This is a genomic window from Buchnera aphidicola (Takecallis arundicolens) (assembly GCF_964058945.1).
GTDB lineage: Bacteria > Pseudomonadota > Gammaproteobacteria > Enterobacterales > Enterobacteriaceae > Buchnera_L > Buchnera_L aphidicola_AH.
In genome coordinates this window covers 1-25,296 of record NZ_OZ060369.1, presented here as the reverse complement: position 1 = coordinate 25,296, position 25,296 = coordinate 1, and the positions used below count along the sequence as shown (strand labels likewise).

Here is a 25,296-nt window from a genome sequence, read left to right as displayed (position 1 = left end):
TTACAAAAAGGGGTAAATCTCGCCCCTTTTTTTATAAAAACATTTCAATAAAAATATTAGTTTTTATATTTTTGACGAATATTTTTTGTTGCAATAACCATATTTTTTAAAGCTAGATTTGTTTCTGTCCAATTTCTTGTTTTTAAACCACAATCAGGGTTCACCCACAAACGCTCTATTGGAATATACTTTATTGCTTCATTCAGCAAACTTTCAATATCGTGAACACTTGGAATATTTGGTGAATGAATATCATACACACCAGGACCAATTTCATTTGGATATTGAAATTTTTTAAAAAATCTTAATAACTCCATATCAGATCTAGCAGTTTCAATAGTTATTACATCAGCGTCTAATTCAACAACAGCATTCATAATATCCTGAAATTCACAATAACACATATGCGTATGAATTTGTGTAATATCTTGTACTTTAGAAGAAGCTAATCTAAATGATTTAGTTGCCCAAGATAAATATTGATTCCATTCAGATTGTTTTAACGGTAACCCTTCTCTTAAGGCTGGTTCATCAATTTGAATAATATGTATACCAACACCTTCTAAATCAGCAACCTCATCACGTAATGCCAATGCAATTTGATTAGCAATTATTTGTTTAGGCAAATCTTCTCTTATAAAAGACCAAGATAAAATTGTCACAGGACCAGTTAACATTGCTTTAACTGGGTGAGCAGTTAATGATTGTGCATACTGTAACCATTCAATTGTTATTTTATTAGAACGATAAACATCTCCGATAATAATAGGCGGTTTTACACATCTTGAACCATAACTTTGTACCCATCCAAAATCTGTAAATATAAAACCATGTAAATGTTCACCAAAATATTCAACCATATCACTTCTTTCTGATTCACCGTGTACTAAAACATCAAGTTCTAAGGATTCTTGTGCTGTAATAGCATACTTAATATGTTTTTTAATTTCTGTACTATAATTCTGAAAATTAATCTTTTTATTTTTATAATCAAGACGTAATTTTCTAATATCTTTCGTCTGAGGAAAAGATCCAATTGTAGTAGTAGGTAAAACTGGAAAATTAAATTTTTGCTTTTGCAATTTTGAACGAATCACGTAAGGAGTATTACGAATTGTATCAGTATCTTTAATTTGATTAATTGATTTTTGTACAGATATATTATTCACGTGATTAGAATAATTATGCGTATATAATAAATTGCTCCATTCTTCTAATATAGTCGAATCATTTAATTTAAGTGATTGAGTTAATAAATTTATTTCATAACATTTCTGAACAGAAAAAGCAAACCAGTTTTTTATCTCAATACTGATATTTTGTTCATATTTTAAATCAACAGGGCAATGTAAAAAAGAACAAGAAGCACTAATCCAAACATCTTTCCGAACTTTTAAAATCGGATTAATAGAATTAAACCAATATTTTAAATCTGCTTTCCAAACGTTACGACCATTAATAATACCCAATGATAATATCCAATGATCTGGTATCAAATTATTAAATTCTAAAACATGATATTTTCCATGTACTAAATCAACATGTAAACCTTGAACAGGTAATTTAATAATTGTGTTTAAATTATGCTCTATACTACCAAAATATGTAGTTAATAATAAATTACAATTACCAGATAAAGATGTATAAGCTAATTGAAAAGCTTGTAACCATTCATTAGGTAATTCTAATGTTAAAATAGGCTCATCAATTTGTACCCATTCAATACCTTTTTGTTTAAGCTTGAATAATATTTCCTGATATACTTGTAATAAATTACGTAATAAATCCAATCGATTAAAAATATTACCTTTAATTTTTCCTAACCATAAATATGTTATTGGACCTAAAATAACCGGTTTAACTTTATATCCGTTATTTAATGCTTCATCAATTTCGTGAAATAATTGACACCACATTAAACTAAATTGTTGATTCTGAGTAAATTCCGGAACAATGTAATGATAATTTGTATTAAACCATTTCGTCATTTCAGATGCTAAAACTGGTTTTTTATTTGGCGCTGTACCTCTAGCAATATAAAATAATGTATCTAAATCAACTATACCATCTTTATTTTGATGCCTCTTTGGAATATTACCTAATAACATGCTTGTTGTTAAAACATGGTCATACCAAGAAAAATCACCAACAGGAAGTAAATCAATACCTAATTCCTGTTGCTGTTTCCAATGTCTTAATCGAAGTTTAGAACCTACATCAAGAAGCTGACGTTGTGAAATTTTATTCAACCAATAATTTTCCTGTGCTTGTTTTAATTCCCGCTTAGATCCTATTCTGGGAAATCCTAAAATATGATTCATAATGGTCATAAATACTATCCTATGAATTTTTTAATAAATATTATTATAAATTTCCCTAATAATTTATTATATCATATTAATATTAATTGCACCATAATCAATTTAATAAACATAATATATGCTACATTTTTAAAAAATAATTGTAAATAACAATACTTATAAAAAATATCATATTATATTAATAATACAAAATTTGTGTATATATATGATATCTATTAATATTGTTATGACTCTGAAGTTACTTTTAACATTTCTACCGCATGATATTCTAACTGACGCACTCGCTCTGCAGAAATATCATATTTACTGGATATTTCATACAATGTAGTTCTATTCCTTTTATTAAGCCATCGAGAATATATAATGTACCGACCACGTTCATTCAATTTTAATATTGCATAATTTAATCTATTCGTTGTATGTATATCCCAATTATACCGTTCTAATTGCATAGAAAAATTAGATGTATAATCCTGTAAATATGGTACTATATTCCTTTTTTGTATATTTTCCTTATTTTTTTCAGATGCATGTAATGTTATATCTTGAATTAACATCCGATATTCCATATCTTGAATTTCTTGATATGTAACACCTAATTCTTTTGCAACAATTTTAACTTCACATCCAGTAGATAATCCTAACCTTGTCTTAATTTTTCTTAGATTAAAAAATATTTTTCTTTGTACTTTTGTTGTAGCAACTTTTACAATTCGCCAATTTTTTAATATATATTCATGAATTTCAGATTTAATCCAATGTACAGCAAAAGATATAACACGAACATTAATATTTGGATTAAATCGACGAACTGCTTTCATTAAACCAATATTCCCTTCTTGAATAAGATCAGATTGTGAAAGTCCATAACCTAAATAATTTCTTGAAATATGTACTACAAATCGTAGATTAGATAAAATAATAGTTTTTGCAGCTGATATGTCTGAATGATAATATATACGTTCTGTTAAAAAACGTTCTTCTTCAAAAGATAATACCTTCCATGAATTTACTATATAGATATATGAAGGTAAATCCTTTAAAGAAAGTTTATTTAAACATTTCGCGTCATACATTATACTAATTCCTATTTCAATCAAGGATTGTATCAACAACAATTAGTAAAAACTTTCACCTATCGTACAGCAAGATGTGCAAATATAATAAGTAATAAAATATATAAAATAAACTATTCATATTCACATATGAATACCTCTTGAAAAATATTTAAAATACAGAATAAAAAACTATAAAAACATGCTATCAATAAATTTTTTAGGATTAAATTTATAAAAATCTGGTAATTGCTCACCATTTGTAAAATATTTAATTGGAAGTGAAAATTCTTCTGCTATTGAAAATACAATTCCACCTTTAGCAGTACCATCTAATTTTGTTAATATAATTCCTGTAATTGTTTGTATTTTTTTTAAAAAAGTTTTTGTTTGCGTATGAGAATTCTGACCGTTACATCCATCTAAAACTAATAAAATTTCATGTGGATCAGAAAATATTTTTTTTTTTATAACCCGAATATTTTTTTGTAATTCATTTATTAGATTAATTTTATTATGTAATCTACCTGCTGTATCAATAATTAAAATATCAATCTTATTCAAACAAGCTAATTCAATTGAATCAAAAATCACAGAAGAAGGATCAGTACCATACTGTTTAAAAAATACAGGAATAGAAATTTTATTACCCCAAAACTTAATCTGTTCAATAGCAGCTGCTCGAAAGGTATCACTTGCAGATAAAGCAACAGATTTTCCTAAATTTTTATAAAAATATGCTAATTTTGCTGCTGTAGTTGTTTTTCCAACACCATTTACACCTATTAATAATATAATATACGGATTATTTTTAACATCTTTATCAGGTATCCTATTATATGTATGACATAAATTTAAAATTGCATAAAGACTATTTTTTAATTCTAAATATATATCTGATTCATTTTTTAATACATTATTCTGATATTTTTTAAATATATTACTTACAACTTGTTTTGAAACAGATACTCCAAAATCATATTGTAATAATTTTTCTTCTAATTTTTCAAAAAAAACATCATTTAAAGTATTTTTTAAAAAAAATTTCCTAATTTTAAAAGAAAAATTATTTTTTGCATCATTAATATTTTGTAACACATTATTGAATGTAAAATTATTATTATCATTTGTTTTATTTAATTTTTTAATATCGTTATTTAACGATTTTTTTTTAAAAAAATTTAACCAGGAAAATGCATGTCTTTTACTTAACATAAAATATACCTAAACCATAAAAAGAAAATAATATATTCAATACAATATTAAAATCATATATAATAAATATAAAATTAATTCTGTATACACTATATATGAACCAATATTTTAAAAACATTCGAATTATTTCAGGAATACTTAAAGGACGAATGATACGTACTATTTCAGTAAATTTGTTAAGACCAACACTAAATAAAATTAGAGAAACACTTTTTAATTGGTTAAGAAAAAAAATATATAATGCAGAATGTTTAGATTGTTTTTCTGGAAGCGGATCATTAAGTATTGAATCAATATCACGATCTGCTAAATACGTAACAGCATTAGAAAAAGATAAAAAAATATTTGATAATTTAAAATACAATATTAACAAATTAAATATTAAAAATATTAACATTATTCATACAAATACATTATTATGGTTAAAAAAACAATCATATAAATACGATATTATTTTTTTAGATCCACCTTATAATAATAATATTTTACAAGAAGCAATTTTTTTAATTGAAAATAATAAACTTATTAAAAAATCGGGATATATATATATAGAAACTAGAAAAGATAAAAAAATTCAATATCCTAAAAGTTGGATATTACATAAAAACAAATATACTAATGACATTAATTACAAGTTATACACTTTGTATAAAAATAATGAAAAATAAAATTTTATTATTATATTTATAATGCATTAAATCAGTTAAGGTAATTTTTTATGAATAATACAGATTTTTTAAAAAAATTAAAAAATATTATTCCAAGTCACATCACACCAAAATTTACAAATCAAAAAGACCTACTACATTGGAATCAAAAAGAAGGAAAAATATTTTCTAAAAAAATTATCAAAAAAAATGAAAAATATAAAATAAGAAATGCATTTTTAAAATCAGGAATTCGAGAATTATATATAAATTGTTCATTTCAAAACTATAAAATAGAACACGAAGGACATAAAAAAGCAATACACTTAACAAAAAAATATGCAAAAAACTTTGATCAAAATAACGCTAATTTTGTATTTTTAGGTCGACCTGGAACCGGAAAAAATCATTTAGCCACAGCAATTAGTAATTATTTAATTTTAAAAGGAAAAAAAATACTCATTATTACAATTGCAAATTTAATGTCAACTATTAAAGCAACATTTAAAAATAATAATACAAAAATGACTGAAGAAAAATTTATATATTACTTAAGTAATTTAGATTTATTAATATTAGATGAAATCGGAATACAAACAGAATCAAAATATGAAAAAATTGTTATTAATCAAATTATAGATCGCAGAGCATCTTCAAAAAAACCAATAGGTATGCTATCTAACTGCAATTATTACACAATAAAAAAAATATTAGGTGAAAGAATTATTGATAGAATGCAACTTAGTAACAGTTTGTGGTTATATTTTAATTGGAAAAGTTATCGTAATAAAACTAGTAATATTAGTTAAAAAACCTTATCCATTAATTCTAGAATGATATTCTTGAGTTCTAGTATTAATTTTAACAATATCTCCTATTTGAATAAAGAATGGTAATTGTATGATTAATCCAGTTTGTAATTTATATAGCTTACACTTTTTATTAATCATTACAGAATTTAATTGTTTACCCGAAATATCAGCAATAACTTTCAAGTTCACAAATTTACTGATCTCAATTAATATTGGATTTTTATTCCAAAAAGTAATTACATACTCGTGTTGTTCTATTAACCATTTATACTTATTTTGAATAATTGTTTTATCTAACGATAACTGATCAAAATTTTTTCGATGCATAAAATTCCAAAAATAATTATCGTAATAAATATATATATATTTGATATCTAATATATCAGCATGAACTAAACTGTCAGTAGAACGAAAAGTTTTTTCTAATAATTGATTATTCAATAAATTGCGTAATTTTACCCGAGAAAACGCTTGGCCTTTTCCAGGTTTAACAAAATTAACACTTTCAATTAAATATGGTTCATTATTAAGAAGTACTTTCAATCCCGATTTAAAACTATTGCTAAAATATAAAATCATAAATAATCAATTTGATTAATATATAAAATTTTAATAATTACCCCTAAACACAGAAGTTATTTAGGGTAATTATTAATGTATTAAAAATATATATACAAAAAAAATTACATCATGCCGCCCATTCCACCGCCCATACCTCCTGGAGTAGGAGCACTAAGATCTGATTTTTCTTCTTTCGGTAAATCTGTAACCATACATTCAGTAGTAATCATTAAACCCGCTACAGAAGCAGCATATTGTAAAGCAGATCTAGTTACTTTAGTTGGATCTAATATACCAAAATTAATCATATCACCATACTGATCAGTTGCAGCATTATATCCGTAATTTCCTTTACCATCTTTTACATTATTAGTTACAACAGATGGTTCTTCTCCAGAATTAGAAACTATTTGACGTAATGGTGCTTCCATTGCACGCAATGCAACACGAATACCAACATTTTGATCTTCATTTTGTCCAGATAAATTTGAAATAAGACCCGCAACCCTCACTAGAGCTACACCTCCCCCAGCAACTACACCTTCTTCTACAGCTGCACGAGTTGCATGTAATGCATCTTCAACACGAGCTTTTTTTTCTTTCATTTCTACTTCTGTTGCTGCACCAACTTTTAGTACTGCTACTCCACCAGATAATTTTGCTAATCTTTCGTTCAACTTTTCTTTATCGTATTCTGAAGTTGCGTCTTGTGCTTGTTTTCTAATTTGGATAATTCGATTTTTAATTGTATTCTTATTACCAAAACCACCAATAATTGTCGTTGTATCTTTTGTAATAACTACACGTTTTGCTTGTCCTAAATCATCTAAAGTAGATTTTTCTAATTCCATTGCTAATTCTTCAGAAATTACTGTACCGGATGTTAAAATAGAAATATCTTGTAACATCTCTTTTCTTCGATCACCAAATCCTGGAGCTTTAACAGCAGATACCTTAACAATTCCTCTCATAGAATTAACTACTAAAGTTGCTAATGCCTCACCTTCTAAATCCTCAGAAATAATTAATAACGGTTTACTGGATTTAGCTACTGCTTCTAATACTGGCAACAATTCACGAATATTTGATATCTTTTTATCTACCATTAAAATATAAGGATTATCTAACTCAACAATCCCAGTTTCTGGTTTATTAATAAAGTATGGAGATAAATAACCACGATCAAATTGCATACCTTTTACAACTTCTAATTCATCTTGTAAACCAGTTCCTTCTTCTACTGTAATGACTCCATCATTACCAACTTTTTCCATAGCTTCAGCAATCAGTTTACCAACAGTCTCATCAGCATTTGCTGATATTGTACCAACTTGTGTAATTGCTTTAGAATCAGAACATGGAACAGACATATTTTTTAATTCTTCTACTGCTTGAATCACTGCTTTATCAATTCCTCTTTTTAGATCCATCGGATTCATACCAGCAGCTACTGCTTTTAAACCTTCATTAACTATAGACTGTGCTAATAATGTTGCAGTCGTTGTTCCATCTCCTGCAGCATCATTCGCTTTAGATGCTACTTCTTTTACCATTTGAGCACCCATGTTTTCAAACTTATCTTCTAATTCAATCTCACGAGCAACAGAAACACCATCTTTAGTAATACTAGGAGCACCAAAAGATTTATCTAAAACAACATTTCTACCTTTTGGTCCGAGAGTAACTTTAACTGCATCCGCCAATACATTTACTCCACGAAGCATCTTAACTCGAGCTTCATTACCAAATTTCACATCTTTCGCTGCCATTATCATATTCCTTCATATATAAAATATTTATCATTACTTTATAAAGAATATATTACTCTTCAACGATTGCTAAAATATCACTTTCAGTTAAAATTAATACTTCTTCATGATCAATCTTTTCAGTTTTTGCACCATATCCTTCATTAAAAATAACAATATCACCTATTTTTACATCTAGCGCTTTTATTTTTCCATTTTCTAAAATACGACCATTACCTACTGCAATCACTTTACCGCGAGTTGATTTACCTGCAGCAGAACCAGTTAGTACAATACCTCCTGCTGACTTTGATTCAACCTCTTGCTTTTTAATAATCACCCGATCATGCAATGGACGAATTTTCATGAAATTAAGCTCCTTAAACACATTTTAAAGATCTTTTCAAAAATATTTTATTTTTTGAAAACTAGTATTTTTTTATAAAAAACCATTATTATATCGTATTTAATTATAAGGATACATATAAAAATTTTCAAGAATAAAATATTTTTCATACATTTTTAAAAAAATATTTATATTTAAAATATCATGTTTCATAAATATTATTTTTTAATTTACAAAAACTATTGACATAAACTATGATTATATGTTTTAATGAAATAGTAACTTTTTTTTGCCCGAATAGCTCAGTTGGTAGAGCAGGGGACTGAAAATCCCCGTGTCGGTGGTTCAATTCCGCCTTCGGGCAAAATTAATATTTTTTAAAAATGATAAAATTTTTTACTTTCCAATACAAAAATTCTTAAAAATAGAATTTAAAATATCATTAGAAGTTATGGAACCAGTAATTTCATTTAACAAATTTTGTATAATTTTAAAATCTTCAGCCAATAATTCAAAATTTTTAAAAACAAACCAATTCTCTTTTAAATTAATCACTTGTTTTTTAATAGATCTCAAAATATTTAAGTGTCTACGCTGTGTTAAAAACACTGTTTCTGTATTATTAATCATAAATTTTTGTACTAAAGATTGTAAATGCTGCTTTAATATTTTAATACCCGATAGGTATTTTGCAGAAATCATAATATATGTACGTCCACTAAAATATTTTCTAATTCCAACTTTTCTATGAGAAAGATCGCATTTATTAATAATAATTGTCACCTGATTTTTATATTTTATTTTTTTAATAAATGATGTTATCTTTTGTTTTTGATAAAAAATATTATTTGTATCATCAAGAACAAAAAAAATATGATCAGATAATGCAACCTGTTCCCAAGCTTTACTAATACCAATTTTTTCTATAATATTATCTGTTTTACGAAAACCAGCAGTATCAATTAGTTGAATTTGCACACCTTTGATTTGAATATTTTCACATAAAACATCACGCGTCGTTCCTGCAATATTTGTTATTATTGCAGAATTTTTACATGATAAAAGATTGAAAATAGTTGATTTACCTGCATTTGTTTGACCAGAAATAACAATCTTGATCGCATCGCGTTCTATATGACCTAACTTAGCATTTTTATAAACATTTTTTATATTAATTAAAATTTTTTTTAATTTTTTTTCTATTTGTGTATCGTATATATCACAATCCTCTTCTGGAAAATTTAATACCGCCTCAAGTAACATCCGTATATCAATAATACTATTAATTAAATAATCTATTTGTTCTGAAAATCTACCTTGTAAAGATTTCAATGCAAATTTTACTTGAGATTCAGTTGTAGCATTAATTAATTTAATAATTGATTCAGCTTGTATTAAATCAATTTTACCATTTAAAAAAGCACGTTCAGAAAACTCACCAGGACGGGCAATACGAACGTTTTTCACAAGTAAAATAGATTTCATTAATAAATCTAAAATTATTGGATTACCATGTGCATGTAATTCTAAAACATCTTCTCCAGTAAATGAATTTGGTTTAGGAAACCATATTGCAATACCCTCATCAATAGCAACTCCATAATTATCTAAAAATGTTGCATAATATGCCTGTCGTGCTGGAGGTAATAAACCTAATATTTTTTCTGAAACATCACTAGTTTTAAAACCAGAAATTCTTAAAATACCTACTCCAGAACGTCCATACGGAGTAGATTGAGCCACTATAGTATCAATAGTCATATTTTATTTTATAACATAAATTATATAATTTACAATTTAATATGGTTTTTTAAAGTATGGTGAATAACAATTTGTTGTAATATCGTGACAAGATTACTAATAGTATAATATAATACTAATCCAGATGGAAACCAAAAAAAGAAACATACAAATACGATAGGTGAAAAATTTATTATTTTTTCTTGTAAAGAAAGAGGAAAATAATTAGAAGGAGCAGTTTTTTGCATAATAAAAATTGTTATACCCATAATAACTGGTAAAATATATAATGGATCTTGTGCAGACAAATCATTGATCCAGAATATAAAAGGTGCATGTCTTAATTCCACGGTATTAACTAACATATAATACAATGCTAAAAAAACTGGCATTTGTAATAAAATAGGAAGTAATCCACTAAATGGATTAATATTACTTTTTTGATATAATTTTAATATCTTCTCATTTAATTTTTTACGATCGTTTTTAAATTTTTGTTTAATATAATGAATTTCAGGCTGTAATAATTTCATTTTAATCGTTGCAAGATATTGTGATTTTATTAATGGATATGTAATAACCCGAATAATACATGTAATTAAAATAATTGCATAACCCCAATTATTTACAAAATCATGTAATATATTTAATAAATAAAATAATGGTTTTGATAAAAACCAAAACCAACCATATTCTATGGTACAATCAAAATATGGAGCAATATGAGACATTTGACTTTGAATTTTTGGACCAAACCAAAATATAGTTCTTTTAATAGATTTTTTTTCAGGAAAAATAACACAATGTGATGTTTTGTACCAAAAGATTACATCTTGATTATTTTTATTAGTAATGTGCACAGTATTTTTTTCAGAATTATTTAAAAACCAAGCAATGGAAAAATATTTTTTTAATAGTGCAATCCATCCACCTTGTGTAACATAATGTATGTATTGCTGATTTTTCATCTCACTCAACAAACATTTTTTATATTTTTCATTATCTTGAGAATATGCAATATTTTCAAACTGATTACTTGTCATATCTGAATTAACATTACTACTAGATAATTTTTGTTTTAACCCGCTGTAAATATAATACGATAACGGATGTATATTATGATTGTATATTTTATACTCAATACCAATATCGTAAGATCCTTTCTTAAATATAAATGTTTTAACAATGTGTAAATTATTATTTATATCTAAAACAATTGGTACAAACAAGATTTTTTTTCCATTAAGCATTTTAAAATGCATAACATTTGTTTTATACAGTACATCTTTTTTTAAATTGAATATATGATCATTATTACATATTAAACCACTAATTATTTTTTGTTCATCGTGTTTTTGATTAATTAATTCTAATTTTTTAAAACGTGTTAATTGTTCCTGATAATTTAATAATCTACCTTGATATATCTCTCCATTAAATAAATTAATTTTTACATCCATAACATCAGTTTTTACATCAACGATTTTTATTTTATTAAATTGATTTTTTTGTTCCGATATATCATATTGAATTTGTGTTTTTTTAAAACTAACACTGTATAATTTTATAGTCCATAATTTCCACAAAAATAATGAACATAATAATAATATAAAAATTAAAAAAAAATGCTTTAAACGCATGTTAAATATTCTCTTTTATTATAAGTTTGTATAAATATCATTTATTTTATAAATATTATATATAATTAATGTCTTAAAATACTAGATAATATATAACATATCTGTATCTTTAAAAAATTAAATATTTGATACATTATTAATATACCTCATCCAAAAATTATTCAGGAATTTTTTTAATGCTAATCGATGGATTTTTATAATATTCGATTTAACAAGAATAATAAAATCTAAATTTAATAAATAGTATTGTGCTATACGAAAACTTTCTCGAATTATTCGTTTTATTAAATTACGTTTAACAGCAGACTTAGAAATTTTTTTTGAAATAATAATACCTAATCTCGGGTAACTCAATTTATTATTTACATTAAATGAAATTAATAAAGACGTTACATTTTTTTGTGATGTATTAAATACTCTTTTAAAATCTTTTTTTTTTAAAAGTCTGAATTTTTTTTTAAAAAAAAACCGATCAGATACATTCATTTTTATTTTTTTGATACAGTTAAACGAACACGTAATTTGCTTCTTCTACGAGACAAAATGCTACGCCCCGAACGTGTTGCCATACGTGCTCTAAAACCATGTACACGATTTCTCTTTAATAACGATGGTTGAAAAGTTCGTTTCATATAATCCTCTTAATGTAATTTTTAATATTAATAATATTACAGAATAATTTATATATATAAATAGCTAAATATGTTATTAATAAATATACATACTGTCAACATAAATAAAAAATTATTTATTTAACACAATTAATATCTAATGATAAAATTAAAATATATCTTGTATTTAATAATTACAATACAATATAAACAATAAAAATACTGTATTAGTATAATCATAATTAATGAAATATATAAACTTTTTAATATTTAGTGTAATTTATTAACTAAATTTTTCAATTATAAAAAATATGAAATTTAATATAACAAAAGAAAACTTCTTAAAACCAATACAAAAATTAAACAGTATTATTTGTATACACCATGGGAATCCAATTACTAATAATATTTTATTGTATATTCAAAATAATAATGCATATTTAACAAGCACAAATTTAGAATTAGAATTGATTGCAAAAATACATTGTAATGAAATTTTTAATGTTGGAGAAATACTCGTTTCTAGTAAAAAAATATTAAATATTGTACGTAGTTTTCCAAATAAATCAAACATTCAAGTTATATCTGAAAATAATATTATGCAATTACAATACAAAAATATTATTTTTAAATTAAATGCATGCAGTACAAAAAATTTTCCTAAATTTAAAACAAAACAAATAATACAGAAAATTTATCTTAACCAAAATGAATTTAAAAATATTATTTATAACAGCCATTATGCTATGGCAAAACATGATATACGTCATTATTTAAATGGCATGAATATTGAAATTTATTCCGGTAAAATATTTGCAGTTGCTACAGATGGATACCGTATGGCAATCACATATACATCATGTATAAATACTAATAAACGAATTTCAATAATTATTCCGTATAAAACAATTTTAGAACTAATAAAAATATTAGAATATAAAGATAATAAAATTCAAGTATATATGGGCAATAAAATTATTCAATTTTATTTAGAGAAATATACCTTATCCAGTAAATTAATTGATAATCAATTCCCGATATACAAAAATCTTTTAAAAACAAAATTTGATAAACACATTATTCTTAATCGAGAAACATTAAAAAATGCATTAATACGAGCATCTATTCTAATACACCAAAAACTACAAGGTGTAAGGATTATAATCCAAAAAGGATTATGTACTGTATGTGCAAGTAATGAACATGATGAAACAATTCAAGAAGAATTTAAAATTGATTATAATGATACATCATCGATTGAATTAACAATGAATATTAATTATATTTTAGATGTAATTAATATTATTAATCAAAAAGAAATTGAAATTTTTTTAAACAATACAAGTTCAACGATATATATAAAATATATTGCAGATTATAATTCATATCATCTAATTATGCCATTAATTTTATAAAAAAATATTTCTATACTATATAAAACATATTATAAGTACACATATTTTTAATACTTAACGAATATTCATGTATAAAAAAATAAAAAAGGAATAATACTACATATGTATAATTCATCTAATATTAAAATTCTAAAAGGATTAGATGCTGTTCGAAAAAGACCTGGTATGTATATTGGTAATACAGATGATGGAAGTGGATTACATCATATGGTGTTTGAAGTAGTAGATAATGCCATTGACGAAGCTTTATCCGGATATTGTAAAAAAATTCATGTTATCATGCATACAGATGGATCAATTTCTGTACAAGATGATGGACGAGGTATACCAACCGATATTCATCCAGAAGAAGGTATACCAGCAGCAGAAGTTATTTTAACTATGCTACATTCTGGTGGAAAATTTGATAATAACACATATAAAATATCTGGCGGTTTACATGGTGTTGGTATTTCTGTTGTTAATGCATTATCTAAAAAATTACAATTAACAATATATAGACAAGGTAACATATATCAACAAACGTATAAAAATGGTACTCCTATAAATAAATTAAAAATTACTGGAAAAACAAATATTACAGGTACAAAAATTCATTTTTGGCCAAGTGAAAAAATATTTAACCATATTATTAATTTTCAATATGAAGTACTATCATCCAGATTACGAGAATTATCTTTTTTAAATTCTAATATTGAAATACAAATAATTGATCTTAAAAAAAACTTAACAAATATATTTCATTATACGGGTGGTATTAAAGCATTTATTAAATTTCTAAACGAAAATAAAACACCAATACATTCGCAAACAATATATTTTCATGCTATAAAAAATGAAATTGAATTAGACGTATCTATGCAATGGAATAATTCATTTAAAGAAAAAATATATTGTTTCACAAATAATATCCCTCAAAAAGACGGAGGAACACATTTATCAAGCTTTCGTACAGCAATTACAAGAACTATAAATAATTATATTAATAAAGAAGGATATAATAAAAAAGGAAAAATTCAAACAACAGGTGATGATACACGAGAAGGATTAACTGCAATTATTTCTCTTAAAATGCCTAACCCACGATTTTCATCTCAAACAAAAGAAAAATTAGTTTCATCAGAAGTAAAATCGATAATCGAATCAGTAATAATGACACATTTATCAGATTTTTTATTAGAAAATCCAAAAGATGCTAAAAATATTATTAATAAAATTATTCACGCTGCAAAAATGCGAGAAGCAGCAAAAAAAGTAAGAGAAATTAGTAAAAAAAAAGGATTATTAGATTTAAGTGGATTACCTGGAAAATTATCAGATTGTCAAGAGAAAAATCCAATACTATCTGAAATTTATTTAGTAGAAGGTGATTCTGCTGGAGGTTCAGCAAAACAAGGTAGAAACCGAAAAAATCAAGCGATTTTACCACTAAAAGGAAAAATACTAAATGTAGAAAAAGCAACATTTGAAAAAATGTTGGCATCTCAAGAAATTAGCGCAATCATTACTGCATTAGGATGTGGCGTTGGAAAAGTAGAATATAACCCAGAAAAATTAAGATATCATAATATTATTATTATGACTGATGCAGATATTGATGGTTCACATATTCGGACATTACTATTAACTTTTTTTTATCGATATATGCCAGAAATTATTCAACAAGGACATATATATATTGCACAACCTCCACTGTATAAAATTAAACAAGGGAAAAAAGAAATATATATTAAAAATGAAGAAGAAATGCACAAAAAACAAATGAAAATTGCATTAAAAAATTTAATATATTTCAAACGCAATTCTAATAACCATAATACTAATTCCGAGAAATTTAAAAATATAATTTTAGAATATCAAAATATTAAATATTTTTTAAAAAAAAATCAATATCATTTTTCTAATGTTATAATAGAAGCACTAATACATCAACCAAAAATAGATAACTTTAATAATAGAGAAAAAGTTTCACAATGGATAACAAATATAGTAATATATTTAAATAATCAAACAAAATATATTACATATTCCAGTAAAATTAAAGAAAATAGTTTTGAACCAAGTATTTACGAATATAATAGATTAAATGCTAAACATCATACGTATCATATTACAAATAAATTTTTATCAAGTATTGAGTATGATAAAATGAAAAAAGTACACAATAACTGGGCTGATTTAATTCAGACAGGTGATTTTATTCAAAGAGGAAATCAAAAAAATAACATTATTAATTTAAGATCTATTATTAAATGGTTAATCAAAACAATACAAAAAGAAATACATATACAACGATATAAAGGTTTAGGAGAAATGAATCCTACACAACTATGGGAGACAACAATGAATCCTAAAACAAGAAATATGTTACAAGTAACAATTAATGATGCTGTTTCTGCAAGTAAATTATTTAATACACTTATGGGTGATGTAGTAGAACCACGTAAAATTTTTATTGAAAAAAATGCTCTCATGGTTGAAAATATTGATATTTAAAATATGCGAATATAAAATATTTTTATCTTAATCAATATTATATTTTTCCTGTAATAACTTAATTTGTATTTGGATATCTAATAATTTAATCTGTAAATTTTTTTTTTCTGTTTCATTCAATTGTAATATTTTTTTTTCCATATATTTCTTTTTATAAATTAATTTATCATAATTTAAGTCACTTAAAAAACATCCTTCATCAGGCAAAATATTAATTACACTTGGCTGTACTTCTAAAATACCATATGAAATATATAATAATTTTTTTTTAGAAATAGTAAAAATAGATAATAAACCAGGTTTAATCGTAGTTAATAACGGCGTATGTCCAGGATAAATATTTAATACACCTTTATATCCAGTAATATAAATTTTTTTAATATGTCCAGAAAATAGATGTTTTTTTATGCTAACAACATTTAAATAACAATCCATATTGAAATACTCCATATCAATAATTATAATGTCTTTGATTTCTGTATTGCTTCTTCAATATTACCAACCATATAAAATGATTGTTCAGGTAAGTGATCAAATTCACCTTCTATAATACCCTGAAACCCTCTAAGATTATCTTTTAGAGAAACGTATTTTCCAGGAAATCCAGTAAAAATTTCAGCAACAAAAAATGGTTGTGATAAAAATCTCTGAATTTTACGCGCTCGTGATACTAAAATCCTATCTTGTTCAGATAATTCATCCATACCTAATATTGCAATAATATCTTTCAGTTCTTCATATTTTTGTAAAATTGATTGTACATTTCGAGCTATATTATAGTGTTCTAAACCAACTAATTCTACAGCTAATTGTCTACTTGTCGAACTAAGAGGATCGACAGCAGGGTAAATTCCTAAAGATGCAATTTGACGACTTAAAGTAATAGTAGCATCTAAATGTGAGAATGTTATTGCTGGAGCAGGATCTGTTAAATCATCAGCTGGTACATATACGGCTTGTATTGATGTAATAGAACCTTTATTAGTTGAAGTAATACGTTCTTGTAAAATACCCATTTCTTCAGACAATGTTGGTTGATAACCAACTGCAGAAGGCATTCTACCAAGTAATGCTGAAACTTCAGTACCAGCCAAAATATATCTATAAATATTATCAATAAATAATAATACATTTTTACCATTATCTCGAAATTTTTCTGCTATTGTTAATCCTGTAAAAGCTACTCGTAATCTACTACCTGGAGGTTCATTCATTTGACCATACACTAATGATACTTTATCTAATACATTAGATGTTTGCATCTCATGATAAAAATCATTTCCTTCTCTTGTACGTTCACCGACTCCAGTAAAAACAGAATATCCAGCATGTTGTACTGCAATATTACGAATTAATTCCATCATATTCACTGTTTTTCCAACTCCAGCTCCACCAAATAAACCAATTTTACCTCCCTTGCAAAATGGACAAATTAAATCAATAACCTTTATTCCAGTTTCTAATATTTCCTCCATATTTGACTGTTCTTGATATGTTGGTGCTGCTCGATGAATGTCCCAATATTCAGGATCAGTACCATCTAAATTTTTAATTGGACCCTTCATATCAATTGGTTGTCCTAATACATTAATCATTCTTCCTAGTGTAGCAGATCCAACAGGAACACGAATATAATGACCCAGATTTTTTACTAATAAACCTCTTTTTAAACCATTAGAAGAACCCATAGCAATAGTACGTACAATTCCTGAACCAAGTTGCTGTTGTACCTCTAATGTCAATACTATATTGTTATGACATACTTCTAATGCATGATATATTTTAGGAATCTGTTCTTTTGGAAACACTACATCTACTATAGCTCCAATGATTTGTATAATCTTTCCGGTGTGCATATTACTCCCCCTATATAATTACTATAAATAATTAATTCATACTTGATGCACCTGAAATAATTTCCATAATTTCTTGTGTAATACTATATTGACGTATCTTATTATATAACAACTGTAATTCTTGAATTATGTTTTCACTGTTATCAGTGGCAGTTTTCATAATTAATCTTCTTAATGATTGTTCACATACCATGTTTTCTAGTATTAATTGCAGTACTTGAAATAAAATATATTTCTGAAACGTATAATCTAAAACTAATATTGAATTTGGTTCATATAAATAATCCCAAGTAGTATATTTTGTATACCCAGAGTCTCTGAAAAAAATTGATTTTAAAGGTAATAATTGTGATAAATATGATGTTTTTTCATTTTTTGTATTGTATTTATTACCTGCAATAAATAATTTATCAAAATTATCTTTTTGATATTCTTGTACTAATTCTGTAATTAGCGGAGATACCATCTTATATGTAATATTATCAGTAAAATTAATAGTTTTTTTAATATTAACATAACGATTGTTCTTAAAAAACAATATACCTTTCATTCCTACAATATACAAATCACAAATTATATTCTTATCTTGATTTTTTTTAATAAAATAATTCACTTTCTTAAAAACATTATAATTTAGATTACCGCATAAACCACGACTAGATGATATAATAATAATAGCTATTTTTTTAGCTATCATTTTTTTTTGTAAAAAATAATGTTTATAACTTAATTTACCTTGTAAAAAATGAGAAATTATTTTTTTTAAGTGTTCTAAATATGGTGCACTTATCAATAATTTTTTTGTTACTTTTTTCATTTTTGAAATTGAAACCATTTCCATGGTTTTAGTAATTTTTTGCGTATTTTTTATACTTAAAATTTTATTACGTATTGTTTTTGTATTTGCCATAAAGCATCCTATTATATTTATAATACATGAAAGTATCAAATATATTAGACAACTAACTAGTATTTTTTTTAAAAATCTTCATGATATTTATAATTTTATCTTGTATATCCTTTGTATATAAATCTGTAGAATTAATTTGGATCATTAAATCAGCATGATATGTATTAAAATATTGTAAAATAGTTTTTTCAAAACTAGCAATTTCATGTACATTAATATCATCAATAAAACCATTTTCTGCTGCAAAAAATATAATTGTTTGTTCTGATACAGATAGTGGAGCATGTTGATTCTGTTTTAATAGCTCAGTAATTTTTTTTCCATAATTTAATTGTTTTTTTGTTATTTCATCTAAATCAGTAGAAAATTGAGAAAATGCCGCTAATTCACGATATTGCGCTAATGCAACTCTAAGTTTAGATGATAATGTTTTAATAATCTTGATCTGTGCAGCACTACCAACACGTGAAACTGATATCCCAGGATTAATAGCAGGACGAATACCAATATTAAACAAATTAGATTCTAGAAAAATTTGTCCATCTGTTATTGAAATAACATTTGTAGGTATAAATGATGAAACATCTCCAGATTGTGTTTCTATAATTGGTAAAGCTGTTAATGATCCTGTTTTATTAGAAATTTTGTTATTACTACGTCGTTTTACACTTTGTATATTGATACGTGCTGACCTTTCTAATAAACGTGAATGTAAATAAAAAATATCCCCTGGAAATGCCTCTCGTCCTGGAGGACGTCGTAACAACAGCGATATCTGACGGTATGCAATAGCATGCTTAGATAAATCATCATATACAATTAATGCATTTTTCCCATGATCTCTAAAATATTCACCAATAGAACATCCAGAATATGGTGCTAAATATTGCATAACTGGAGCTTCAGATGCTGTAGCATTAACAATAACTGTATGTGATAAAGAATCATATTTTTCTAATGTTTTCACAACATGTAATACAGTTGATTGTTTCTGACCAATAGCAACATAAATACAAAAAATACCTGATTTTTTTTGATTAATAATAGTATCTATAGCTAATGTAGTTTTACCAGTTTGTCGATCACCAATAATTAATTCTCTCTGCCCTTTACCAATAGGAACCATAGAATCAATAGATTTATATCCTGTATAAACCGGTTCAGATACCGAAATGCGTTCAATAACCCCAGGAGCTTCTTGTTCAATTGGGTAATATAATGTACTAATAATATCACCTTGACCATCAATAGGACATCCTAAAGCATTCACAACACGACCTAATAAGTTAGCACCAACAGGAATTTCAAGCATTTTTCCTGTTGAATAAACACGCATACCTTCTGTAATATTTAAATAACATCCTAATACTACAGCACTTGTAATATCTTGTTCTAAATTTAAAGCTAACGCATATAAATTATTAGGTAAAAGAATCATTTCACCGAACATAACTTCAGTAATACCATGAATTTTAATAATTCCATCACTAACAGAAATAATTATACCTTCGTTATGAATTTTTTTTAATATATTAAATTTTTCAATACGCTGTTTAATTAAATCACTAATTTCACTTGAATGTAATTGCATATTTTTATTTATTCTCATTATGATATTAAAAAATTTGATAATTCAGAAAATCGACTCAAAACACAGTTATCAATTACCATATCGTGATATCTTAAAATTACCCCATGTAAAATCGACGAGTCTATACGACAAATTAAATTAATTTTTTTATTAAATCTATTTTTTAAAAATATACTAATTTTTTTTTTTTGTTCTGTATTTAAATCATGTGTGGTAGTAATTTCAATATTTATAATGTTGTAGTAATCATTATATAACATGATAAACTGATTGCAAATTTGTTCTAATAAGTATAATCTTTTATTTAAAATAAGTAATGTAATTAAATTTTTACCATACTGATCAATTTTTATATTACAACAAGCTGTTATAATAATTTTTAATATAATATCAACAGAATATATAACATGAAAAAAATTATTTATATGTTGAGATTGAGACATTTCTGATAATTTTATTAATAATATTTTCCAATTCTCAAAAGATTTATGTTGAACAGAAATCTTAAATATTGCTGTAGCATAAGCACGAGCTACAGTTAAATTATGTTGCACAAATATTACTCCAAAATTATAGATTATTAATTATATTTTCTATATTACAGTTTTTATCTTTACAATTAATACTATTAACAATAATTTTTTTTGCCATCATACTTGCTAGTATACTAATTTCTTTTGTTAATTTTTTTCTTAATTTAATTTCTTTCATTTGAATAGCTATTTCAGCTTGTATAAGAATTTTTTCTTTTTCTTGTTTTGCACATTGTTTAGCATCTTCTATAATTAATACCTTATCCTTATTAGCATTATTAATAATATCACGTGCTTTTCTTTGAGAATCATGGATCACTTTTTTTGCTTGATTATACATATCTGTTACATGTTGTTTTTTTTTTTTAATATTAGATAATTTTTCTTTAATTAAGCATTGACGTTGTGTAATTACTGTGATTAAATTAGGCCAAATATATTCCATACAAAACCAAATAAATAAAATAAATGCAATAATTTGACCTAATATTGTTGAATTTAAATCCATAAATTATATAACCCTATATAAAAATAATATGTAAGAAAAATAAATTTATAAAATTAACTGAATAATTATTTTGAAAATGCAAAAATCATATATAATCCTAAACCTACAGCAATCATAGGAATTGCATCAACTAAACCCATGACAACAAAAAACTGTGCTCTTAAAATTGGAATTAAATCAGGTTGACGTGCTGCTCCTTCTAAAAATTTTCCACCTAATATTCCAATTCCAATTGCTGCTCCAATAGAAGCTAAACCAATCATAATACCTGCTGCTAAATACAACATATGTAAATTATGCATATAAAAATCCTCTTTTTTTTTAAAATAAAAAATATTTTATAAATCGTGTGTTTTAGTTGCCATAGATAAATAAACAATGGTTAAAATCATAAAAATAAATGCTTGTAAGAAAATTATTAAAATATGAAAAATAGCCCAGGGTACACTTAACGTCCATTGTAACCACCAAGGTAAAAACCCAGAAATTAATATAAAGATCATTTCACCTGCATACATATTACCAAATAAACGTAATGCTAAAGATATTGGTTTTGATAATAAAGTAATCGATTCTAAAAAAAAATTTACTAAATAAAATAAATAAGAGTTAAAAGGTTGTGTTATTAATTCTTTTAAGAAACCATTTATCCCTTTAGTCTTAATGCTATAAAAAATAATTAATATAAATACTACTAATGCAATTGCAATAGTAACATTAATATCTGCAGATGGTACAATCCTACAATAAGGAATATCAAATGTTACATTTAACAAATATGGTATAAAATCTATTGGAATTAAATCCATAGTATTCATTAACAAAATCCAAATAAAAATTGTTAATGCTAATGGAGCAACCAATACATTATTTCCAGAATATATATCTTTTACATTTTTATTTATAAATTCTATTATTAATTCAACAAAAATTTGAAATTTAGATGGATTTTTAATGGATAATCTAATAATTATATAATAAAAAAATAATAAAAATATAATACCTAAAAATAAAGAAAATAATATTGAATCAATATTTATTATCCAAAATGTTTTCGTTGTATGATCGTTTGGAAAAATTAATTTTTTAATATTAATTTGTAAATGCTGTAAATGATGGTGAATATATTTTACAGGATTGGATATTTTTGATAATATCATAAGAAAAATGACCTTAATCAATACATTATCTATTAAGTATATTATTTCTATAAAGTATTTAAAAATAAAATTTATATTTAAACTAGTTCATTATAGTATTTTATATATTTTTATTTAAAAAATTATTTTTTTTTAAATAAATTAATAAAATAGAAATAGCAGCAGGAGTGATACCAGAAATTCTAGAAGCTTGTCCAATTGAATTAGGTTGATAACAATTTAACGTATTTATAACTTCATTTGATAATCCTTTAATATTTAAATAATCAAAATTAATTGGTAATGCAGTATCCTCATATTTTTTGTATTGTGCAATTTGTTGATACTGTTTTTTTATATAACCTTTATATTTAATTCCTATTATAATTTCATGTAAAGCAAGAATATTAGTATTTTTATGGAAAAATATTTTTGATTTTTTAATATTATTTAATGTAATTTCAGGTCTTTTTAATAATTCATATCCAAAAGTATTATTTTTTAAATCAATATTAAAAACTTCTTTTAATTCTTTTGCTTCTTGAGAATATATATTAATTATCATACTTTTAATTCTTTCTTTCTCTCTTTTGATATGTTTTTTTTTTTTTTGATATTGTATCCATCTATAATTATTAATTAAACCAAATTGCTTTGCATATTTTGTTAATCTTAAATCTGCATTATTTTCTCTTAAAAGTAAACGAAATTCTGCACGTGAAGTAAACATACGATAAGGTTCTTTTGTACCTTTAGTACATAAATCGTCAACTAAAACACCTAAATATGATTCATTTCTTTTTGGATACCATAATTGTTTACCACATGCATATAAAGCAGAATTTATACCTGCTAATAATCCCTGAGCTGCAGCTTCTTCATATCCAGTTGTACCATTAATTTGTCCTGCAAAAAATAAACCATTAATAAATTTACTTTCTAATGTTGATTTTAATCCTTTAGGATCTATGAAATCATATTCTACTGCATATCCTGGTCGAATTATTTTAACATTTTCAAAACCTTGAATTGTTTTAAGGAATTTTATTTGTATATTAAGTGGTAAACTTGTCGAAATACCATTTGGATATGCTTCAATACAACTAATACCCTCTGGTTCAATAAAAATTTGGTGGCTATCTTTATCTTGAAATTTTACAATTTTGTCTTCAATAGATGGACAATATCTAGGTCCTGTACTTAATATATCTCCTGCAAACATTGGACTTTGGTGTAAGTTTTCTTTTATAATTTTATGAGTATTATTATTGGTTCTTGTAATATAACAAAATACTTGTTTTGGATGTTGTGTGCGATTTCCAATAAATGAAAAAATTGGTTCAGGTTTATCTCCTATTTGTTTAATTAAGTTTTTAAAATTAATTGTTCTTATATCTAACCGAGGAGGTGTTCCGGTTTTTAAACGTTTTATTTTTAATGGTAATTTTTTTAATCTTTCTGATAATTTTATAGATGTAACATCATTTATTCTACCGCCATCATAACTATTTAATCCTATATGTATTTTACCACCTAAAAATGTTCCTGTAGTTAATATTACTGATTGTGAATAAAATATATTTCGATTAATAGTTTGTACACCTATAATACAATAGTTTTTAATAATTAAATCACTAACTTCTGTTTCTATAATTTTTAAATTTTTTTGTTTAAATAATATCTTTTGAATAAAATTTTTATATATTTTTCTATCGACTTGTGCTCTTGTTGCTTGTACAGCAGGTCCTTTTGTTTCATTTAAAATACGAAATTGTATACCTGCAATATCGGCAGCAATAGCCATGATACCACCTAAAGCATCTATTTCTTTTACTAAATGACTTTTTCCTATTCCGCCTATAGCAGGATTACATGATAAATCACCTAGGGTATTGATCTTTTGCGTTAATAGAAGCGTTTTACAACCAATACGAGTAGCAGCTAATGCTGCTTCTATCCCAGCATGTCCTCCACCGACAATAAGTACATCGAAATACTTATTATAAAATTTCATGATTTTCCTTTTAATAAACATATATCATACAACATTAGTACTTGCCTGTAATAAACATATATCATACAACATTAGTACTTGCCTGTAATAAACATATATCATACAACATTAGTACTTGCCTGTAATAAACATATATCA

At 24.9% G+C, this 25,296-nt stretch carries 23 protein-coding genes and 1 tRNA gene; 5 read left to right on the top strand and 19 right to left on the bottom strand.

What is annotated here, in order from left to right:
* Nucleotides 1-56: 56 nt before the first annotated feature.
* The 3 genes from metE to ftsY form a co-directional block, all read right to left on the bottom strand.
* Complete coding sequence (metE, locus tag AB4W50_RS00120; RefSeq protein ID WP_367677150.1) at nucleotides 57-2,330, bottom strand: 5-methyltetrahydropteroyltriglutamate--homocysteine S-methyltransferase; 2,274 nt, start codon at nucleotides 2,328-2,330, stop codon at nucleotides 57-59.
* A gap of 215 nt (nucleotides 2,331-2,545) precedes the next feature.
* Complete coding sequence (gene rpoH / locus AB4W50_RS00115; protein ID WP_367677149.1) at nucleotides 2,546-3,397, bottom strand: RNA polymerase sigma factor RpoH; 852 nt, start codon at nucleotides 3,395-3,397, stop codon at nucleotides 2,546-2,548.
* A gap of 171 nt (nucleotides 3,398-3,568) precedes the next feature.
* Nucleotides 3,569-4,591, bottom strand: coding sequence for a signal recognition particle-docking protein FtsY (gene ftsY, locus AB4W50_RS00110; protein WP_367677148.1), 1,023 nt, complete (start codon nucleotides 4,589-4,591; stop codon nucleotides 3,569-3,571).
* A gap of 95 nt (nucleotides 4,592-4,686) precedes the next feature.
* Between ftsY and rsmD the strand changes: the two genes are divergently transcribed.
* Nucleotides 4,687-5,259, top strand: coding sequence for a 16S rRNA (guanine(966)-N(2))-methyltransferase RsmD (rsmD, locus tag AB4W50_RS00105; RefSeq protein WP_367677147.1), 573 nt, complete (start codon nucleotides 4,687-4,689; stop codon nucleotides 5,257-5,259).
* A gap of 50 nt (nucleotides 5,260-5,309) precedes the next feature.
* The gene (locus AB4W50_RS00100; RefSeq protein WP_367677146.1) at nucleotides 5,310-6,047 is read left to right on the top strand and encodes an ATP-binding protein; all 738 of its coding nucleotides are present in this window, start codon (nucleotides 5,310-5,312) and stop codon (nucleotides 6,045-6,047) included.
* Nucleotides 6,048-6,053: 6 nt separating this feature from the next.
* On the opposite strand, the gene AB4W50_RS00095 is transcribed toward AB4W50_RS00100, so the two are convergent.
* From AB4W50_RS00095 to AB4W50_RS00085, 3 genes are all read right to left on the bottom strand, one after another.
* Nucleotides 6,054-6,629 (bottom strand): elongation factor P, encoded by a 576-nt coding sequence (locus tag AB4W50_RS00095; RefSeq protein WP_367677145.1) that lies wholly within the window; start codon nucleotides 6,627-6,629, stop codon nucleotides 6,054-6,056.
* Nucleotides 6,630-6,733: 104 nt separating this feature from the next.
* Nucleotides 6,734-8,380 carry a chaperonin GroEL gene (gene groL, locus AB4W50_RS00090; protein ID WP_367677144.1) on the bottom strand — a complete coding sequence of 549 codons (1,647 nt, stop codon included), beginning with the start codon at nucleotides 8,378-8,380 and terminating at the stop codon, nucleotides 6,734-6,736.
* A 52-nt stretch (nucleotides 8,381-8,432) separates the two neighbouring features.
* Nucleotides 8,433-8,726 (bottom strand): co-chaperone GroES, encoded by a 294-nt coding sequence (locus AB4W50_RS00085; RefSeq protein ID WP_367677143.1) that lies wholly within the window; start codon nucleotides 8,724-8,726, stop codon nucleotides 8,433-8,435.
* 270 nt (nucleotides 8,727-8,996) lie between these two features.
* Between AB4W50_RS00085 and AB4W50_RS00080 the strand changes: the two genes are divergently transcribed.
* A tRNA-Phe gene (locus AB4W50_RS00080) sits at nucleotides 8,997-9,069 on the top strand.
* Between the two features lie 32 nt (nucleotides 9,070-9,101).
* Here AB4W50_RS00080 and mnmE read toward each other — a convergent pair.
* The 4 genes from mnmE to rpmH form a co-directional block, all read right to left on the bottom strand.
* Nucleotides 9,102-10,466, bottom strand: a complete 1,365-nt coding sequence (gene mnmE / locus AB4W50_RS00075; RefSeq protein ID WP_367677142.1) for a tRNA uridine-5-carboxymethylaminomethyl(34) synthesis GTPase MnmE — start codon at nucleotides 10,464-10,466, stop codon at nucleotides 9,102-9,104.
* Nucleotides 10,467-10,495: 29 nt separating this feature from the next.
* Nucleotides 10,496-12,085, bottom strand: a complete 1,590-nt coding sequence (gene yidC, locus AB4W50_RS00070; RefSeq protein WP_367677141.1) for a membrane protein insertase YidC — start codon at nucleotides 12,083-12,085, stop codon at nucleotides 10,496-10,498.
* 117 nt (nucleotides 12,086-12,202) lie between these two features.
* Nucleotides 12,203-12,571 (bottom strand): ribonuclease P protein component, encoded by a 369-nt coding sequence (rnpA, locus tag AB4W50_RS00065; RefSeq protein WP_367677140.1) that lies wholly within the window; start codon nucleotides 12,569-12,571, stop codon nucleotides 12,203-12,205.
* A 2-nt stretch (nucleotides 12,572-12,573) separates the two neighbouring features.
* Entirely contained in the window at nucleotides 12,574-12,717 is a 144-nt protein-coding gene (gene rpmH / locus AB4W50_RS00060; RefSeq protein WP_367677139.1) for a 50S ribosomal protein L34, read from the bottom strand.
* 290 nt (nucleotides 12,718-13,007) lie between these two features.
* On the opposite strand from rpmH, the gene dnaN reads away from it, so the two are divergent.
* Nucleotides 13,008-14,111, top strand: coding sequence for a DNA polymerase III subunit beta (gene dnaN, locus AB4W50_RS00055; protein WP_367677138.1), 1,104 nt, complete (start codon nucleotides 13,008-13,010; stop codon nucleotides 14,109-14,111).
* A gap of 93 nt (nucleotides 14,112-14,204) precedes the next feature.
* Nucleotides 14,205-16,607, top strand: a complete 2,403-nt coding sequence (gyrB, locus tag AB4W50_RS00050; protein WP_367677316.1) for a DNA topoisomerase (ATP-hydrolyzing) subunit B — start codon at nucleotides 14,205-14,207, stop codon at nucleotides 16,605-16,607.
* A 27-nt stretch (nucleotides 16,608-16,634) separates the two neighbouring features.
* Here the strand turns inward: gyrB and atpC are convergent, their stop codons facing one another.
* The 9 genes from atpC to mnmG form a co-directional block, all read right to left on the bottom strand.
* Nucleotides 16,635-17,042, bottom strand: coding sequence for an ATP synthase F1 subunit epsilon (atpC, locus tag AB4W50_RS00045; protein ID WP_367677137.1), 408 nt, complete (start codon nucleotides 17,040-17,042; stop codon nucleotides 16,635-16,637).
* A 23-nt stretch (nucleotides 17,043-17,065) separates the two neighbouring features.
* Entirely contained in the window at nucleotides 17,066-18,463 is a 1,398-nt protein-coding gene (gene atpD, locus AB4W50_RS00040) for a F0F1 ATP synthase subunit beta (protein ID WP_367677136.1), read from the bottom strand.
* A 31-nt stretch (nucleotides 18,464-18,494) separates the two neighbouring features.
* Complete coding sequence (gene atpG / locus AB4W50_RS00035) at nucleotides 18,495-19,373, bottom strand: ATP synthase F1 subunit gamma (RefSeq protein ID WP_367677135.1); 879 nt, start codon at nucleotides 19,371-19,373, stop codon at nucleotides 18,495-18,497.
* A 52-nt stretch (nucleotides 19,374-19,425) separates the two neighbouring features.
* Complete coding sequence (atpA, locus tag AB4W50_RS00030; RefSeq protein ID WP_367677134.1) at nucleotides 19,426-20,964, bottom strand: F0F1 ATP synthase subunit alpha; 1,539 nt, start codon at nucleotides 20,962-20,964, stop codon at nucleotides 19,426-19,428.
* A gap of 17 nt (nucleotides 20,965-20,981) precedes the next feature.
* Nucleotides 20,982-21,518, bottom strand: a complete 537-nt coding sequence (locus tag AB4W50_RS00025; protein ID WP_367677133.1) for a F0F1 ATP synthase subunit delta — start codon at nucleotides 21,516-21,518, stop codon at nucleotides 20,982-20,984.
* Between the two features lie 16 nt (nucleotides 21,519-21,534).
* Nucleotides 21,535-22,005 (bottom strand): F0F1 ATP synthase subunit B, encoded by a 471-nt coding sequence (gene atpF, locus AB4W50_RS00020; RefSeq protein ID WP_367677132.1) that lies wholly within the window; start codon nucleotides 22,003-22,005, stop codon nucleotides 21,535-21,537.
* Between the two features lie 65 nt (nucleotides 22,006-22,070).
* Nucleotides 22,071-22,307: a F0F1 ATP synthase subunit C gene (atpE, locus tag AB4W50_RS00015; RefSeq protein WP_367677131.1), complete on the bottom strand. Its 237-nt coding sequence runs from the start codon at nucleotides 22,305-22,307 to the stop codon at nucleotides 22,071-22,073.
* 36 nt (nucleotides 22,308-22,343) lie between these two features.
* On the bottom strand, nucleotides 22,344-23,165 hold the full coding sequence (atpB, locus tag AB4W50_RS00010; RefSeq protein WP_367677130.1) for a F0F1 ATP synthase subunit A: 822 nt from the start codon (nucleotides 23,163-23,165) through the stop codon (nucleotides 22,344-22,346).
* Nucleotides 23,166-23,265: 100 nt separating this feature from the next.
* Nucleotides 23,266-25,158: a tRNA uridine-5-carboxymethylaminomethyl(34) synthesis enzyme MnmG gene (gene mnmG / locus AB4W50_RS00005; protein WP_367677129.1), complete on the bottom strand. Its 1,893-nt coding sequence runs from the start codon at nucleotides 25,156-25,158 to the stop codon at nucleotides 23,266-23,268.
* Between the last annotated feature and the right edge of the window lie 138 nt (nucleotides 25,159-25,296).

Excerpts from the sequence above, each read along its gene's own strand:
- metE (WP_367677150.1), bottom strand. The coding sequence starts at position 2,330 with ATGACCATTATGAATCATATTTTAGGATTTCCCAGAATAGGATCTAAG.
- rpoH (WP_367677149.1), bottom strand. The coding sequence starts at position 3,397 with ATGTATGACGCGAAATGTTTAAATAAACTTTCTTTAAAGGATTTACCT.
- ftsY (WP_367677148.1), bottom strand. The coding sequence starts at position 4,591 with ATGTTAAGTAAAAGACATGCATTTTCCTGGTTAAATTTTTTTAAAAAA.
- rsmD (WP_367677147.1), top strand. The coding sequence starts at position 4,687 with ATGAACCAATATTTTAAAAACATTCGAATTATTTCAGGAATACTTAAA.
- AB4W50_RS00100 (WP_367677146.1), top strand. The coding sequence starts at position 5,310 with ATGAATAATACAGATTTTTTAAAAAAATTAAAAAATATTATTCCAAGT.
- AB4W50_RS00095 (WP_367677145.1), bottom strand. The coding sequence starts at position 6,629 with ATGATTTTATATTTTAGCAATAGTTTTAAATCGGGATTGAAAGTACTT.
- groL (WP_367677144.1), bottom strand. The coding sequence starts at position 8,380 with ATGGCAGCGAAAGATGTGAAATTTGGTAATGAAGCTCGAGTTAAGATG.
- AB4W50_RS00085 (WP_367677143.1), bottom strand. The coding sequence starts at position 8,726 with ATGAAAATTCGTCCATTGCATGATCGGGTGATTATTAAAAAGCAAGAG.
- mnmE (WP_367677142.1), bottom strand. The coding sequence starts at position 10,466 with ATGACTATTGATACTATAGTGGCTCAATCTACTCCGTATGGACGTTCT.
- yidC (WP_367677141.1), bottom strand. The coding sequence starts at position 12,085 with ATGCGTTTAAAGCATTTTTTTTTAATTTTTATATTATTATTATGTTCA.
- rnpA (WP_367677140.1), bottom strand. The coding sequence starts at position 12,571 with ATGAATGTATCTGATCGGTTTTTTTTTAAAAAAAAATTCAGACTTTTA.
- rpmH (WP_367677139.1), bottom strand. The coding sequence starts at position 12,717 with ATGAAACGAACTTTTCAACCATCGTTATTAAAGAGAAATCGTGTACAT.
- dnaN (WP_367677138.1), top strand. The coding sequence starts at position 13,008 with ATGAAATTTAATATAACAAAAGAAAACTTCTTAAAACCAATACAAAAA.
- atpC (WP_367677137.1), bottom strand. The coding sequence starts at position 17,042 with ATGGATTGTTATTTAAATGTTGTTAGCATAAAAAAACATCTATTTTCT.
- atpD (WP_367677136.1), bottom strand. The coding sequence starts at position 18,463 with ATGCACACCGGAAAGATTATACAAATCATTGGAGCTATAGTAGATGTA.
- atpG (WP_367677135.1), bottom strand. The coding sequence starts at position 19,373 with ATGGCAAATACAAAAACAATACGTAATAAAATTTTAAGTATAAAAAAT.
- atpA (WP_367677134.1), bottom strand. The coding sequence starts at position 20,964 with ATGCAATTACATTCAAGTGAAATTAGTGATTTAATTAAACAGCGTATT.
- atpF (WP_367677132.1), bottom strand. The coding sequence starts at position 22,005 with ATGGATTTAAATTCAACAATATTAGGTCAAATTATTGCATTTATTTTA.
- atpE (WP_367677131.1), bottom strand. The coding sequence starts at position 22,307 with ATGCATAATTTACATATGTTGTATTTAGCAGCAGGTATTATGATTGGT.
- atpB (WP_367677130.1), bottom strand. The coding sequence starts at position 23,165 with ATGATATTATCAAAAATATCCAATCCTGTAAAATATATTCACCATCAT.
- mnmG (WP_367677129.1), bottom strand. The coding sequence starts at position 25,158 with ATGAAATTTTATAATAAGTATTTCGATGTACTTATTGTCGGTGGAGGA.